At 64.5% G+C, this 16,044-nt stretch carries 14 protein-coding genes and 1 pseudogene; 4 read left to right on the plus strand and 11 right to left on the minus strand.

Features of this window, described 5'->3' with window-relative positions; translation table 11 throughout:
- Nucleotides 1-8: 8 nt before the first annotated feature.
- The 11 genes from cheY to flhD all read right to left on the minus strand — a co-directional run bounded on the left by cheY (nt 9) and on the right by flhD (nt 10,175).
- The gene (gene cheY / locus AC6LJ5_RS17760) at nt 9-398 is read right to left on the minus strand and encodes a chemotaxis response regulator CheY (RefSeq protein WP_103274013.1); all 390 of its coding nucleotides are present in this window, start codon (nt 396-398) and stop codon (nt 9-11) included.
- A gap of 49 nt (nt 399-447) precedes the next feature.
- Entirely contained in the window at nt 448-1,506 is a 1,059-nt protein-coding gene (locus AC6LJ5_RS17765) for a protein-glutamate methylesterase/protein-glutamine glutaminase (protein ID WP_103274012.1), read from the minus strand.
- Between the two features lie 20 nt (nt 1,507-1,526).
- Nucleotides 1,527-2,381 carry a CheR family methyltransferase gene (locus tag AC6LJ5_RS17770; RefSeq protein WP_199770846.1) on the minus strand — a complete coding sequence of 285 codons (855 nt, stop codon included), beginning with the start codon at nt 2,379-2,381 and terminating at the stop codon, nt 1,527-1,529.
- Nucleotides 2,382-2,389: 8 nt separating this feature from the next.
- On the minus strand, nt 2,390-4,093 hold the full coding sequence (locus tag AC6LJ5_RS17775) for a methyl-accepting chemotaxis protein (RefSeq protein ID WP_498141163.1): 1,704 nt from the start codon (nt 4,091-4,093) through the stop codon (nt 2,390-2,392).
- Between the two features lie 93 nt (nt 4,094-4,186).
- Nucleotides 4,187-4,675, minus strand: a complete 489-nt coding sequence (locus AC6LJ5_RS17780) for a chemotaxis protein CheW (RefSeq protein ID WP_498141164.1) — start codon at nt 4,673-4,675, stop codon at nt 4,187-4,189.
- Nucleotides 4,676-4,690: 15 nt separating this feature from the next.
- On the minus strand, nt 4,691-6,832 hold the full coding sequence (gene cheA, locus AC6LJ5_RS17785; RefSeq protein ID WP_498141165.1) for a chemotaxis protein CheA: 2,142 nt from the start codon (nt 6,830-6,832) through the stop codon (nt 4,691-4,693).
- Between the two features lie 29 nt (nt 6,833-6,861).
- Complete coding sequence (locus AC6LJ5_RS17790; RefSeq protein WP_498141166.1) at nt 6,862-7,242, minus strand: response regulator; 381 nt, start codon at nt 7,240-7,242, stop codon at nt 6,862-6,864.
- A 2-nt stretch (nt 7,243-7,244) separates the two neighbouring features.
- Nucleotides 7,245-8,234, minus strand: a complete 990-nt coding sequence (gene motB, locus AC6LJ5_RS17795; protein ID WP_103274008.1) for a flagellar motor protein MotB — start codon at nt 8,232-8,234, stop codon at nt 7,245-7,247.
- Between the two features lie 14 nt (nt 8,235-8,248).
- Complete coding sequence (gene motA, locus AC6LJ5_RS17800; RefSeq protein ID WP_498141167.1) at nt 8,249-9,118, minus strand: flagellar motor stator protein MotA; 870 nt, start codon at nt 9,116-9,118, stop codon at nt 8,249-8,251.
- A 118-nt stretch (nt 9,119-9,236) separates the two neighbouring features.
- Complete coding sequence (gene flhC / locus AC6LJ5_RS17805; protein ID WP_392411207.1) at nt 9,237-9,818, minus strand: flagellar transcriptional regulator FlhC; 582 nt, start codon at nt 9,816-9,818, stop codon at nt 9,237-9,239.
- A 33-nt stretch (nt 9,819-9,851) separates the two neighbouring features.
- Nucleotides 9,852-10,175, minus strand: a complete 324-nt coding sequence (gene flhD, locus AC6LJ5_RS17810) for a flagellar transcriptional regulator FlhD (protein ID WP_006219025.1) — start codon at nt 10,173-10,175, stop codon at nt 9,852-9,854.
- A gap of 431 nt (nt 10,176-10,606) precedes the next feature.
- Here flhD and AC6LJ5_RS17815 point away from each other — a divergent pair, with 431 nt between their 5' ends.
- The 4 genes and pseudogenes from AC6LJ5_RS17815 to AC6LJ5_RS17830 all read left to right on the plus strand — a co-directional run.
- Nucleotides 10,607-11,365, plus strand: coding sequence for an RNA polymerase sigma factor FliA (locus AC6LJ5_RS17815; protein ID WP_392411206.1), 759 nt, complete (start codon nt 10,607-10,609; stop codon nt 11,363-11,365).
- Between the two features lie 184 nt (nt 11,366-11,549).
- The gene (locus AC6LJ5_RS17820) at nt 11,550-13,154 is read left to right on the plus strand and encodes a methyltransferase regulatory domain-containing protein (RefSeq protein WP_498141168.1); all 1,605 of its coding nucleotides are present in this window, start codon (nt 11,550-11,552) and stop codon (nt 13,152-13,154) included.
- Between the two features lie 269 nt (nt 13,155-13,423).
- The gene (locus tag AC6LJ5_RS17825) at nt 13,424-15,163 is read left to right on the plus strand and encodes a flagellin N-terminal helical domain-containing protein (RefSeq protein WP_498141169.1); all 1,740 of its coding nucleotides are present in this window, start codon (nt 13,424-13,426) and stop codon (nt 15,161-15,163) included.
- Between the two features lie 392 nt (nt 15,164-15,555).
- Nucleotides 15,556-16,044: pseudogene (locus AC6LJ5_RS17830) on the plus strand (hypothetical protein); the annotation flags it as partial.

The following is a 16,044-nucleotide window of genomic DNA, read 5'->3' on the forward strand; positions in this document are numbered from 1 at the left end:
GCCGCACCTCAGCCTGCGATTTTCTCGAAGATCTTCGTGAGCTTCTCTTCCAGCGTTGCCGCCGTGAAGGGCTTGACCACGTATCCGTTGGCGCCGGCCTGAGCCGCCGCGACGATGTTTTCCTTCTTGGCCTCGGCCGTCACCATCAGCACCGGCAGCGTGGCCAGCGCGGCGTCGGCGCGGATCTGCTTGAGCATTTCCAGGCCGTCGAGGTTGGGCATGTTCCAGTCCGACACCACGAACTGGAAGCCGCCGTTGCGCAGCTTCTCCAGCCCGATGGCGCCGTCCTCGGCTTCATCCACATTCTCGAAACCCAGCTCCTTGAGCAGGTTGCGGATGATCCGCCGCATGGTGGGGAAGTCATCCACCACCAGAATCTTTATGCCCTTGTCTACCATCTTCCTACTCCAAAAGAAATGTGCTTGGGAACGATCGCGAAACCCCGCGTCAAACGCGGTGGCCGCGGTCTCCCAGGCGAGTCAGAATGCGCTCACTCATCGCGGAAAGCGAAACCACCTCTTCGGCCGCGCCGATGGCGATGGCTTCGCGGGGCATGCCGAACACCACGCAGCTGGCTTCGTCCTGCGCGATGGTGTGGGCGCCGGCGCGGCGCATGGCGAGCATGCCCGCGGCGCCGTCCTTGCCCATGCCGGTCAGGATGACGCCGATGGCGTTCTTGCCCGCCGCCACCGCGGCCGAATTGAACAACACGTCCACCGACGGGCGGTGGCGGTTGACGGGTTCGCTGGCGTCCAGTTCGATGACGTAGTTGGCGCCGCTGCGGCCCAGCCGCATGTGCGTGTCGCCGCCCGGGGCCAGATAGACGTGGCCGGGCAGGACCCGTTCGCCATGCACGGCTTCGCGCACCGTCACCGCGCACAGCGCGTCCAGGCGCTGGGCGAAGGACCGCGTGAAGCCGGCCGGCATGTGCTGCGTGATCAGGATCGCCGGGCTGTCCGGCGGCAGGGGCTGGAGCACCTCGCGGATCGCTTCGGTGCCGCCCGTGGACGCGCCCACGATCACCAGTTTTTCCGAGCTGGAGAGCGGGCGGCGCAGCGCCGGGGCCGGCGCGGCCGCGGGTGCGTGCGGCGCCGGCGCGCGCAGCTTGGCGCGCGAGGCGGCGCGGATCTTGTCGGCGATGATCTCGGTGTATTCGAGCAGGCCGTCGCGGATGCCCAGCTTGGGCTTGGTGACGAAGTCGATGGCGCCCAGTTCCAGCGCGCGCAGCGTGATTTCGCCGCCGCGCTCGGTCAGGGACGACACCATCACCACCGGCATGGGCCGCAGGCGCATCAGCTTTTCAAGGAAGTCCAGCCCGTCCATGCGCGGCATTTCGACGTCCAGCGTCAGCACATCCGGGTTGTGGCGCTTGATCAGCTCGCGCGCCACCAGCGGATCGGGCGCGGTCGCGACGACCTCCATGTCCGGCTGGCTGTTGATGATCTCCGTCATCAGGCCGCGCACCAGCGCGGAATCGTCCACACACAAGACTCTGATTTTCTGCATTTTTTGCCGCCTGGGCGGGCCTAGGCCCGGCCCCCGCATTCATAGACCGTCTGACCGCGCAGGCGGAAATCCTGGCTGATGTAGGTGAAGTTTTCCGAATGGCCCGCGAACAGCAGGCCGCCCGGCTTGAGCAAGGGAACGAACCGCTCCAGGATCCTGGCCTGGGTCGGTTTGTCGAAATAGATCATCACGTTGCGACAGAAGATGGCGTCGAACTTCTCGTTGATGGGCCAGGACGGCGCCAGCAGGTTCAAGGTGTCGTAGCGCACCATGTCCGCGATCTCGGGCCGCACCCGCACCTGGCCGGCATTGGCGCCGCGCCCTTTCAGGAAAAAGCGCTTGAGCCGCGACTCCTCCATCTTCGCCACACGCTCGGCCGGATAGACCGCGGCGCGGGCCCGGTTGAGCACATTGGTGTCGATGTCCGTGGCCAGCACCGTGGACGACGAGGCGCGCGGACCCAGCGCTTCGGCCAATGTGATGGCGATGGAATACGGTTCCTCTCCGGTCGAGGCCGCGCAGCACCAGATCGATACCGGGCCGCCGCGGCTGCGCGCGAAATCGGCCAGGATCGGGAAGTGATGCGATTCGCGGAAGAAGGCCGTCAGGTTGGTGGTCAGCGCATTGATGAAGTCTTCCCACTCCGGCGCGTCGGGCTGGCGCTCCAGCTGGTCCAGGTAGCTGGCGAAATCCTGCCGCCCCAAGGCGCGCAGCCGCCTGGCCAGGCGGCTGTAGACCATCTCGCGTTTGTGCGCGCCCAGCGAAATGCCGGCGCGCTCGTGAATCATCTTGCGGACGCGGGAAAAGTCCGCGTCCCGGAAATCGAATTGGCGGTCCACCGAAATGGACGGCGCCGCATTTGCCGCTGTCGCCACCGCTAGCCTCAGTGTTCAAGCGCAAGCGCGTCGGGCGCCTGCAACCGTGTGCCGTCCGCGGACGAACGCTGACCCGAAAGACGGTGGGCCGGCACCTCGATGACCTCGCCGGCGTTGATCTTGAACACCGCCACCGCCTCGGCCAGGCGCTGCGCCTGTTCCTGCAGCGAGCCCGCGGCCGCCGCGGCCTCTTCCACCAGCGCCGCGTTCTGCTGCGTCACCTCGTCCATCTGTGACACCGCGCGGTTCACCTGGTCGATGCCGCTGGACTGCTCTTCCGACGCCGCCGAGATCTCGCCCATGATGTCCGTCACGCGCTTGACCGACGCCACGATCTCCTGCATCGTCGCGCCCGCGCGCTCCACCTGCTGCGAACCGGCGCCGACCTTGCCGACCGAATCCTCGATCAGGCCCTTGATCTCCTTGGCCGCCTGCGCGCTGCGCTGCGCCAGCGAGCGCACTTCGCCCGCCACCACCGCGAAGCCCTTGCCCTGCTCGCCCGCCCGCGCCGCTTCCACCGCCGCGTTCAGCGCCAGGATGTTGGTCTGGAACGCAATACCATCGATCACCGACACGATCTCGGAAATCTTGCGCGAGCTGGCCGAGATGCCGTGCATCGTCGTCACCACTTCCGACACCGCCGAACCGCCGCGCTCGGCCACGTCCGACGCGCTGGCCGCCAGCTGATTGGCCTGGCGCGCGTTGTCCGCGTTCTGCTTGACGGTCGAGGCCAGCTGCTCCATCGAGGCCGCGGTCTCTTCCAGCGAGGCCGCCTGCTGCTCGGTGCGGCTGGACAGGTCCGTATTGCCGGCCGCGATCTCGTGCGAACCGACGTTGATCTCGTCCACGCCGCGACGCACCGCCGACACCGTGCGCGTCAGGCTCTCCTGCATGCGCTTGAGCGCCGCGAACAGCAGGCCGATCTCGTTGGTGTTGCGCGCCTCGATGCGGGCGGTCAGGTCACCGCCGGCGATGCGATCGAAATGGTGGCCGGCTTCCTGCAGCGGCTGCAGCACGCGGCGGCGCAGGAACACATAGGTGGCGAACACCAGCAGCGCGGCGATGACGCCGCCGGCGCTGACCGCGATCAGCACGAACTGGTAGCGCACCTGGGCGACCTCGAAGGCGTCCAGCGTCTTGCTGGCGCGCCAGAAGTCAAATCCCTCGATGGCGCGCGCGAAGCGGCCTTCCAGCGTGTCCTGCACCATCTGCACCTGCGTCTGGTAGCCGGGCATGTCGCCCTTTTCCAGCGTGGCGGCCAGCGGGTTCAGGCCCTGCTGGATCAGGATGCTGTAGGACTCTTCGATTTCCTTGAGCGATTCGGCCGCGTCGGCGGGCTTGGCAAGGCTCTTGTAGTACTCGTACTCGGCCTGGCCCTTATTCAGGGAGGCCTTCGCCCGCTGCAGCAGGCCGGCGGCTTCGCCGGCCAGGCCCGCCGTCGGCAGGGTCGCCTGGCCGACGTTGCGCACGATGTCCGCGTAATTGGAAGAGGCCGCGCGGCTCAGGCCGTTGAGCGCGTCCTTGTAGCTCAGGACCACCCGGCCGAGCGCATCGTCCAGTTCCTGCGATTGCTTCAGTTCGGCCAGCGTACCGTTGCTGATGCGCAGGGACAGCACGCCCAGCGCGGCACCGATCACCAACATGAAAGAGAAGAACGCCAGCACCCACAACAGGCTGGCGCGTATCGTCATGTTCGCGAAAAACTTGCGCATCACAAGAACCACTCCCTGACTGCAATCGTTGAGGAAAGCGTCACATCGGGTTCAATATGACGCCTCGTCCGTTCATCCTGCCTGCCGCCCCGTTCAGGAGGCGACCTTCTCCACCAGCGCCATCTCGTCGCTGGTCATCATCTTCTCGATATCGACCAGGATGAGCATGCGCTCGTCGACCGTGCCCAGGCCCGTCAGGTATTCCGTGGACAGCGTGGCGCCGAACTCTGGCGCGGGCCGGATCTGGCCGGAGTTGAGCATCAGCACGTCGGACACGCCGTCGACCACGCGGCGCTCGAGGTTCAGGATGATGACCACGGTCTGCTCGTTGTATTCGACGCTGCCCAGGTTGAACTTGATGCGCAGGTCGACGATCGGCACGATGATGCCGCGCAGGTTGGTCACGCCCTTGATGAAGGGCGGGACATTGGCGATGCGGGTCACGGTGGCCGCGTCATAACCGCGGATTTCCTGGACCTTCAGGATGTCGATGCCGTACTCTTCGTCGCCCAGCGTGAAGACCAGGAACTCGCTGCCGACATCTTCATTGCGCGCGGCCTGCGCTTGCGGTTTGGCTGCCATGAGGTTCATTCTCCATCAATTCAAAATGGCTTCGGGCTGCGACCAACGCTCACGGTTGGCGCGCGCCAGCGCGAATACGTCGACGATCAGGGCCACGCTGCCATCGCCCAGGATGGTGGCCGCCGAAATGCCGGGCACCTTGCGGTAATTGGACTCGAGATTCTTGACCACCACCTGGTGCTGGCCGATCAGGTGATCCACCAGCAGCGCGAAACGGCGATCCTCGGCCTGCATGATGACCGCGATGGCCTGGGTGGGATCGGTCTGCGCGCCGCCCACGGAGAACACGCGGTGCATCTCGACCAGCGGCAGGTACTCGCCGCGCACCTGCATCACGCGCTCGTTGCCGGCGACCGAATAGATCTGGTCGTTGGTCGGCTGGAGCGATTCGGTCACATGGTTCAGCGGCAGGATGAAGGTCTCTTCGCCCACCCGCACCGACATGCCGTCCAGGATCGCCAGCGTCAGCGGCAGCACGATGCGCGTGGTGGTGCCGTTGCCCGGCTCGCACGACAGCTGCACGTGGCCACCCATGTCCTGGATGTTCCGGCGCACCACGTCCATGCCCACGCCACGACCGGAGATGTCCGTGACCTTCTCGGCCGTGGAGAAGCCGGGCGCGAAGATCAGTTGCCAGATTTCGTCGTCGGGCGAGTTTTCGTTGACCGGCAGGCCCTGCGACATGGCCTTCTTCAGGATCTTCTCGCGGTTCAGGCCGGCGCCGTCGTCGCTCACCTCGATCACGATGTTGCCGCCGTTGTGCTGGGCGGAAAGCACCAGCTGGCCCACGGGATCCTTGCCGGACGCCACGCGCTTCTCGGGCGTCTCGATGCCGTGGTCCAGGCTGTTGCGCACCAGGTGCGTCAGCGGATCGATGATGCGCTCGATCAGGCTCTTGTCCAGTTCGGTGGCGCGGCCGTAGGTCTGCAGTTCGATCTGCTTGCCCATCTTGCCGGCGATGTCGCGCACCAGGCGCGGGAAGCGGCTGAACACGTAGTCCATCGGCATCATGCGGATGGACATCACGGCTTCCTGCAGGTCGCGCGCGTTGCGCTCGAGCTGCTCCATGCCGTTGAGCAGGCGGTCATGCAGCACAGGATCCAGCGTGGACGCGGTCTGCGCCAGCATGGCCTGGGTAATGACCAGCTCGCCCACCAGGTTGATGATCTGGTCGACTTTCTCCACGCCGACGCGGATGGAAGTCGATTCCTTGTCCGCGTGCGCGGGCGCCGCGCGGGTGGCGCGCGCCGCCTGGGTGATGGCTTCGGCAGCGGCGGCCGACTCGGCCACGGCGGGCGCGGCCGGAGCCGGCGCGACAGCAGCCGGCGCCGGCGCCTGGGCTTGCGCCTGCGCGGCGAACTGCTCGGCCGCCTGCGCGAACTGCTCGACCGGGGCCGCCGGCGCCGATGCGCCAGGAGCCGCCTCGCGGGCGATGTTCAGCTGATCGGCGTCGACGATGAAGCAGCAGACCGCCTCGATATCGTCGGGCGTGCAGGTGCTGTCGACCCAGACGGTCAGCGTGCCATTGGCGCGCTCGCTGGCGCGCACCTGACCCAGGTTGCCCATTTCCTCGAGCAGGGCCTCGGCGTCCTTGTCCGACACCTTGGTGATGCGCACGCGCAGCGGCAGGCCGGCGCCGTCGCCCGCCGGCGCGGCCGCCGCCGGTTCCGGGGCAGGCTCGGGTTCGGGCGCGGGCGGCGGCGCGGGGGCCGCGACGGGAGCGGGGGCCGGCGCCTGCGCGGCAGCCGCCGGATCCTTATGCTCCAGGGCCAGCTGCCTCAGTACCGCGCAGATGCGCTCGAATACGGCTTCGTCGGGCTCTTCGGAGGCCCGGTAGGCGTCCAATTGGCTTTTGAGCACGTCTTTCGTTTCCAAGAATATGTCCACCATGTCCGTGCGCAGCGCCATTTCGCCGCGACGGATCGCGTCCAGAAGGTTTTCGAGCAGGTGCGTGGTGCCGGCCAGCTGCGTGAAGCAGCCGAACGTCGCCGCGCCGCCCTTGATCGAGTGGGCGGCCCGGAAAATGGCGTTGAGCTGCTCGATGTTGGGCGAGCCCACGTCCAGCTCCAGCAGCAGCTGCTCCATCTGCGCGAGCAGCTCATCCGCCTCGTCGAAAAAGGTCTCGTAAAACTGACTGAGATCCAAACCAGAACTCATGGCCGGTACGCCTTCATAAATGAACTCGCCTACGCGCCCGGCTGCTCATTGAGCAGTTCGGACGCCAATTCCACCAGCACGTCGGGATCGACCGGCTTGGACAACCAGCCGCACACTCCCAGATCCCGGGCGGCCATCTTGCTGTCCACGTCGTCTTCCGTGGTCAGCACGAGAACGGGCACGTCCACGTACTGGTCCTCTCCCCGCAGACCCTGGATCAGCTCCAGGCCGCCCATCACGGGCATGTTCCAGTCGCTGACCACCAGGTCGATGGGATGGCTGCGGGCCATTTCCAGCGCTTCCTCGCCATTGCCTGCCGTCACGACCTTCCAGCCCGCGCCGGTCAGCGTCGCCTGCACAATCATGCGCATCGTGGCCGAATCATCGGCCACCAGTATCGTTGCCGCCATCGTTATTGAACCCCTTCGGCGCGCGGGGTGCTTTCCGCTGCGCCCTGATTGGTTTGCCCGGCGGCCCTAACCGCAGCCTGGGCCGCCTCCACCGCCGTTCCGACCTCGCGTGCATCGCGCGCGCTCACGTCGGCGGCCGCGGCGTTTTCATTCTCGATGCGCCGCTGGGTGCCCTGATTGAGCACCACAAGGCTGATACGTCTATTAACGGCTGCATACGGATCATCTTTAACCAGGCTCATGCTGGACGACAGCCCCTGGATCCGCATGACCTTGCTCTCGCTCATGCCGCCGGCCACCAGCTCCTGGCGGGACGCGTTGGCGCGGTCGGCCGACAGTTCCCAGTTGCTGTAGGCGCGCTCCCCGCGCGCGTATTGCGACGCGTCGGTATGGCCCGAGATGCTGACCTTGTTGGGCAGCTCGTTCAGGACCGGCCCCAGCTCACGCAGGATGTCGCGCATGTACGGCTGCACCTCGGCGCGACCGGTGGCGAACATGGGGCGGTTCTGATTGTCGATGATCTGGATTCGCAGGCCTTCGGTGGTCATGTCGATCAGCAGCTGCGGCCGGAAGCTCTTGAGCACCGGGCTGTTCTCGATCACGTTTTCCAGGCGCTTCTTGAGGTTTTCCAGGCGATGGTGATCGCGCCGTTCGGCGTCCACCATCGGCTGGGCCTCGACCCGGTTGCCCTGGGCGCGGCGCTCGTCGCCATCGCTGCGCAGCGGATCGCGGCCACCGCCAGGCACGGCGCTGGTCTCGGCCGAGCTGCTGGGTCCGCCGGTCAGCGCCACCCGCAGCGGCATGCGGAAGTACTCCGCGATGCCCTTGAGCTCTTCGCGCGGCACGATGCTGATCAGCCACATCACCAGGAAGAACGCCATCATGGCCGTGATGAAGTCGGCGTAGGCGATCTTCCAGCTGCCTCCGTGGTGGCCGCCGCCCCTGACCTTCTTGCGGCGGATCACCACACGGTGGTTGTTTACGGTGCTCATGGCCCGCTGCTCCGTCAGACCTTGCCGGTGGACTTGGTCTGCCGGACGTGCTCTTCCAGCTCACCAAAGGTCGGGCGCACGGCCGAGAACAGCACCTTCCGGCCGAACTCCACCGCCAGCTGGGGCGGATAGCCGTTCATGCTGGCCAGCAACGTAGTCTTGATGCATTCCAGCACCTTGACCGCCTCGGCCGTGCGGCGGTCGACGCGCGAGGCCAGCGGTCCGACGAAGCCGTAGGCCAGCAGAATGCCCAGGAACGTGCCCACCATGGCCTTGGAGATCAGGTCGCCCAGGATCGCGGGCGGCTGGTCCACCGCCGCCAGGGCCTTGATCACGCCCAGCACCGCCGCCACGATGCCGAAGGCCGGCAGGCCGTCGGCCATCTGTTGCAGGGCATGGGTGGGGATTTCGCGCTCGTGGCGGTAGGTTTCGATTTCCTCGTCCATGAGCGTTTCGATTTCGAACGAGCTCATGTTGCCGCTGATCATGATGCGCAGGTAGTCCGTGATGAACTCCATGAGCTTGTTGTCCTTCATGATGCGCGGGTACTCGCTGAAGATCGGGCTGGAGGCCGGATCCTCGATATGCGATTCGATGGCCATCAGGCCTTCGCGGCGCGCCTTGTTCAGCAGGACATACAAGAGCGCCATCAGCTCCATGTACACCTCTTTGCTGTACTGCGAGCTCTTGAGCGCGTCGGGCAAGGCTTTCTTGACCAGCATCAGGGACTTCTTGCTGTTGCCGGCCAGGAACGCGCCGAAGGCGGCTCCGAAGATCAGCGTGAGCTCGAAAGGCTGGTACAGCGCGCCCAGGTGGCCGCCGAGCGCGATGAAGCTGCCGACGACCGAGACGCTCACCACGAGATAACCGATAACAATCAACACATCAGGCCCCTGCCAACGAAGTCTAAAACCGGCGTCAATGATCCCCTGTTCCCCCCGACCCAAAAAGGCGGGTTACGGGGAGTTTTCCAGGGCTTTTGATGTATTTGGACGCCGCCGCTCAGGAACGGGCGGCGTCGGAGGCAGGCACGGGGCGGCTGCCGGCGCGCGCCTTGGCGGCCGCGCGCGTCTTTCCGGCGCGGGGCGGCGGCCGGCAAATGGCGCACACGAAGTCGGATTGCGGGTCGTGCGCATGGGCGATGAAATGGCCGCCGCACTGGCGGCAGGCCGACAGTTGCAGCATGCCGCTGTCGAAGAAGCGGACCAGCATCCAGGCACGGGTGAAGCTCAGCACTGGCTCGCCGGACTCGGCGTTGTCCACGCCCGAGTTTTCCAGGTACAGCCGGTAGGCGTCGATGACCGCGCGGATGCCCTTGCTGGTGGTGCGCGCGTTCAGGAAGGAATAGACGTTGTAGAACAGCGAGGAATGGATATTCGGCAGCCAGGTCATGAACCAGTCCACCGAGAAAGGCAGCATGCCCTTGGGAGGCGAGCAGCCGCGTATTTCCCGATACAGGCGCGCCAGGCGGTCGTGGCTGAGACTGGTCTCAGCCTCCAGCACCTGCAACCGCGCGCCCAGTGAAATCATCGAGCTGGCAAGCAGAATGTCGTCGGCTTCCTGCGAAACGCTCTTGATGGCCATGACTGATTATCCGTGTGGGATCCGGAAAGGCCGTCAGGCCAGCTCTTCGACCGGCTGTTTCGCCAGCAGGATCGTCGCATGCGCTTGCTGCAGCGCGCCGCCGAGCACATCGTGCGTCAGCGCGGACAGCAGGCTGTAGTCATCGAAACGGAAGCGGCACAGCAGCGAGCTGGAGCTGGCCAGCTTCACCAGCTGCGCCGGCGACAGGCGCATCAGGATATCGGCGACTTCGTTGCTGAATCCCAGACGGAACATGGATGCGGCATAGTCGTCGCGCAGCATGCGCTGCGCCAACAACAGGTAGGACAGATTCACTTCACGAATATCTGCCAGCAAAGAATTCTCGACTTGTTGCACGCCCGACTCCCTATTCCCTATCCCACGCAAGGGGCTTGATTACCAAGGGCAACGCATGTTTTGTTGCATGATTGCCCGCTGCATCCTGTTTTAATGCGAAATGTATCATTTGTTCGCAATTTAAGTAAAATTTACCACAGGTCATGTCATTTTCTATGACTTATATGACAAATCTTTGTTGATATTGCGCAACTTGCGATTTTAGATACACCTTGACATGCAATTCTTGGCCAAATTTACGTCAATTTGCCAAATAGGCATTCAAAAAGTTGCGTGCTTTAAGGAATGAAAAGAGCGCATTTGCCGACAATGACAACTTGCCGATCACTTATCCTTGCCCCGCTTTAGTGCAGCCGCGCGTTTGTCGACAATGTCGCAAATTGACAACGATCGACGGCGCGTGAAGATGGACACCGCCTGACCTTTCCGCAATGCCCCACGCAGATGACAGCTTGGTCGAATATGCCCCGCTAGTGCGGAAGCTGGCCCTGCAATTGCTCGCCCGCCTGCCGGCCAGCGTCGAGCTCGACGACCTCATACAGGCCGGCATGATCGGCCTGCTCGATGCTGTCCGTCGTTATCAGGAAACCGCCGACGCGCAGTTCGAGACCTACGCCACCACCCGCATCCGCGGCGCCATGCTGGACGAGTTGCGCGGCCAGGACTGGCTGCCTCGCAGCGTGCGCGCCAAGGCGCGCAAGATCGAGCAGGCCATCCAACAGCTCGAGCAGCGCCTGATGCGCGCGCCCACCGAAGCCGAGATCGCCCAGCAGCTGGAATTGCCGCTGAATGAATACCAGGCGCTGCTGCACGACGCGCAAGGCGTGCAGATCGTGCATTACGAGGATTTCACGACCGACGCCGATACCGGCCCGGGCGCGCAATCGGACTGGAGCGCCACGCTGAACCACGGCTCGGCCACCGGCAATCCGCTGGATTCCCTGCTGGCGGGCGATTTCCGCCAGGCGCTGGTGCACGCCATCGACGCCCTGCCCGATCGCGAAAAGCTGCTGCTGTCGCTGTGTTACGAGCAAGGCCTGAACCTGAAGGAAATCGGCGCGATCATGAACGTGACCGAGGCCCGCGTCTGCCAGCTGCGCTCACAGGCCACGGCGCGGATTCGCGCCAAGCTGAAGGAACAGGCCTGGCAGGATCTGCCCAAGGAAGGGCAGATCGCGCAGATTATTTAGCGCTCTGTTTACAGGGTTCGCACGCGAGCTGTTCGTGCCAAGCGTGCAAGATCCCGGCGAATTCCGCCTTTATTCCCCCCATTTCTTCGCGCGAGCGACAGCTAACCTTCAGACTGGCGCGCATCATGGCGCCGGCATGGGCCGGCGCCAGCGCACTCGCTCTACCGCCCCCCAGGAATACGCAATGACCGATACCGACGCCGTCACCCAGGCGCTAGCCGCGGCCTACGACGAAACGCCTTACCAATCGAATGCCTTCTCCTTCTCCGCGCCCGGGCACCTGCGCGCCGTGGCAGCGCTGTATGGCGTCAGCGCGCCCCCCGTGGCAAACGCCCGCGTCCTGGAGCTGGGGTGCGCCGCCGGCGGCAATCTGCTGCCCTACGCCGTCGCGCATCCCGACGGCCATGCCGTGGGCGTGGACCTCTCCGCCCAGCAGATTGAAGCCGGCCAGTCCATCGTCAAAGCCATGGGGCTGAAGAACCTGGACTTGCGCGCGATGAGCATCACGGACATCACGCCCGAGTTCGGACAGTTCGACTACATCATCGTGCACGGCGTATTCAGTTGGGTGCCACCAGAGGTGCGCGAAGCCATCCTCCGCGTATGCCGGGAGAACCTGGCGCCGGAAGGCATTGCCTATATCAGCTACAACACCTACCCGGGCTGGAAGGCTTCGGATGTGGTGCGGGACGCGATGATCCTGAACAGCCATGGCGCACAGACGCCGGAAGAACAGCTTGCGCGGGCAAAAGACATGCTCAGCATGTTGGAAAACGGGCTATGGGGCAACAATCCAATGCGCGCGGCGCTCCAACAGGCCGCCCGCCAGCTGCGACAGCAATCCGACTACTACCTGATGCACGAGCATTTGGAGGCGGTCAATGCACCCTGCTACTTCCTGGAATTCGTCGCAGCCGCCCAACAAGCCGGATTGACCTATTTGACGGACGCCGAACCGCAATCCACTATTGCGTCGAACTTCGGCAACAACGTCGCGGTGCTGCATGGCGCCCTGTCGGCAGACACGGGGCGGGAAATGCGCGAACAGTACCTCGACTTCGCTGTAGGTCGGCAATTCCGCAAGAGCCTGCTCATCCGCTCGGAGCGCGCCGACCAGATTCTGGATATCCCAGAAGCCAATGCTCTCGAGAAGATGCACCTGGCTGCTCACCTGACACTGGAGCGCGCGCCCGCGGGCGCTCCCTCCAAGGAGCGGCACTATCGTACGCTCAGTGGTATCAATATCGCATCGCAGGATTCCAGCTTCATCGCCATCGCTGATGCGCTGCGCACGGCCTGGCCCCGTCCGGCGACCTTCCAGGAACTCGTGGACGCCGCCCGGCCCAAAGCCAGAAAGGCTACCACCGACGACCAGCTCCGCGAGCAGATTCTCCACCATCTGGTACTCATGCTGAACGCCAACGCGCTCCAGTATCGATTGGAGCCGGTAGGCTATGGCGGAGACGACGCCAAGCCCAAGTGGATTCCGGGACTTGCCCGCCTGCACGCCTTGACCCGCGAAACCGCCCTCCAGGTCGGCCCATACAATCTTTGGCACCAGCAAACCCGTCTCCCCACGGACGCCGTCGGCCGCTTCGTGATCGGCCATATCGATCAAGGCGCCTCCGTTGCGGACATTCGCACTCGACTGCGCGACGCTCTTGCTTCCGGGGAGCTGTCCCACCCCAACGGCAAATCATTGAAGCGGGTACGCAATCTTGACCCGGTGGCGCAGACCATCTTGTCGGACGTGCTTGGCCGCCTCCGGATCCAGGGCTTGCTAATCTAGGCCGGCCGCGCAGGCCAGGAGTAGAACCAGAAAGGGGCGAATTCATTCCGCCCCTTTTTATTTCGACGCGGCCGAGGCCCGATCTTTGCATTGCCCGCGCATGCACAAAAAAGAACGTCCTTCGCAAATTCTCCCTAAAGTCTGGTTTTGGACTGCCGTAATCCTGGCAACGGACGAACTTGAAAACCTCAAATTCAGTTCCTCACGTTACAGTTGGGCGGCCTAGCTGCCCGGTTTGAAGAAGCCTTTCTCTCCTTGGGAGCTTAAACATGGCTGCAGTCATCAATACCAACTACTTGTCCCTGGTTGCCCAGAACAACCTGAACAAGTCCCAGTCCGCCCTGGGTACCGCCATCGAACGCCTGTCGTCGGGCCTGCGCATCAACAGCGCCAAGGACGACGCCGCCGGCATGGCCATCGCCAACCGCTTCACCGCGAACGTCAAGGGCCTGACCCAAGCCGCCCGCAACGCCAACGACGGCATCTCGCTGGCTCAAACGACCGAAGGCGCGTCGAGCGAAGTCAACACCCACCTGCAGCGCGTGCGCGAACTGGCCGTTCAGGCCGGTAACGGCAACTACTCGCAAGAGCAGCTGGATTCGATGCAAGACGAAATCAACCAGCGTCTGTCGGACATCGACCGCATCTCGCAACAAACCGACTTCAACGGCGTGAAGGTTCTGTCGGCCGCCGCCAAGCCCCTGACGCTGCAAGTCGGCGCCAACGACGGCGAAACCATCACCCTGAACCTGTCGGAAATCAGCGTCAAGACGCTGGGCCTGAACGGCTTCAACGTCAACGGCAAGGGTGTCATCGACAACCGCGCCGCCAACGTCAACGACATGAGCGGCCCGAACGTGGTTGCCGGCGCCAACAACACCTACACGGTCACGACCACCAACGTGGACGCGAAGGCTGCTGACGTTCTGGGCAAGTTCAAGAACGGCGACAGCGTCACCTCCGCCGGCACGACCTACACGTACAACGCCGCCAACGACAACTACGACTACACCGCAGTTACCACCAAGGCAACCACGGGTACGCTGAACAGCAACATCAAGGCTCAAATCGGCAATACCCCGATTTCCGCCACCTACACGAACAAGACCCAGTCCGTGTCGATCAAGATCGACGGCAACGGCCTGATCACGGACGCCAACGGCAACAAGCTGTACTCCGACACCAAGGGTAGCCTGGTCGCCACCGACAGCAACCCGGCCGGCGGCACCTACGCCCAAGCCAAGCTGGACGACCTCACCGGCTACATGGCGGACAACACGCTGAGCGGCGCCACCGCCGGCACGGTCAGCCTGTCGATCGGTTCGATCACCTACAAGAACGGCGGCGCTGCCGACACCGTCACCAACAACGCCACCGCCTCCAAGGACGTGGTCCTGTCGAAGCTCTCCGGCGTTGCCGCCACGGTGAAGATGGGCCAGGGCCTGCTGTCGACCTCGCTGGACATCACGGCTGCTGGCGCAGTCACCAAGGCTGGTACCCCGGCCGCCACGATCCAGGTCGACGGCAAGGGTGAACTGACCGACATCCAGTCCTACACCAGCGTCTACCAGTTCGACCAAATCTCCGGCAAGATCACCTCGATCGCCGGCGGCGATACCAAGGTCGCGGGCGCCAACACGGGCGTCGATCAAAACGCCTCCAACTACGGCAAGCAGCTGTACATGGGCGCGAACGGCAAGATGACGTTCGAAAAGACCAGCAAGGGCGACAAGACCGGCGACCCGCTCAAGACCCTGGACTCCGCGTTCAAGGTCCTGAACAAGCTGACCGGCGAGCTGGGTGCTGTGCAGAACCGTCTGGAATCGACGATCGCCAACCTGAACAACGTCGTCAACAACCTGTCGGGCGCTCGCTCGCGGATCCAGGACGCGGACTACGCCACGGAAGTGTCGAACATGTCCAAGAACCAGATCCTGCAACAGGCTGGTACCTCGGTTCTGGCGCAAGCCAACCAAGTGCCGCAAACCGTTCTGTCGCTGCTGCGTTAATCACGCCTCAGCAGGAACTGCCGGGCAGGTCCGGACCGCGAGGTCCGGCTTGCCCGACCTGGCACGGGGACCTTCGGGTCCCACCCAAGCACAAAGCCGGCGCAAGCCGGCTTTGTGCTTTCCCGCGCGCGGGCCACTCTGACGACGGATCCCGGATCTGCCGCAGTCGCCGGATCGCATGCTGCGCGCCGCCAGGCGCGAGAACACCCACCTGAACTTGCATGACAGCACGGCTCCCCATCGTGTCGCGTCCGCCTTCCGGACACATGCCTACACCCTGCTGGCAAGTGCCTGCCGCAGCCGGCCTTTTGCCCGCTTATTCGTTTTTTTGACCGCTACCCGCGCCCCTCATAATTGCGGTCGCATGATTTTGTATCTATAGTTTTCTCAACATGACCGCCACGCCGTCCGATCCCCTCGCTACGCAGCATGACAGCACTCCGGATCACAATGATCAGGCGCCGGCGGATGCCCTGCGCCTGCTCGAGGAAAACCGCGCCCTGCGCGAATTGCTGGCCGCCCAGGTCAGCGCGCAGCTGCCCCGTCCGCCCGGCGTGGTCCGGCGCCTGGCCTGGTGGCTGATCAGCGCGCCGGGCGCCGCGCTGGTGCGCTGGCGCAGCCTGCTTGGCCGCGAAGACGCGCCCCCCATCACCGGCAAGCGCGTGGGCTGGGCCACGCTGACCGTGCTCTACACCCTGGCGATCTACGGCGCGCTGGTGCTGCTGGTCGTGTACTGGAGCACGCCCAATTCTGAGCGCACCGGCGCGTCGGCCGCCAGCCCCGTGCGGCTGCCGCTGCAGCCCTTGCAGCCCCTACCGGGTCTGGGACAGGAGCATGCCGATACCCCCCCGGAAGAACCCCGCCACGCACCGGAGCACGAG

It is taken from the genome of Achromobacter sp. 1011791174 (genome assembly GCF_059760925.1).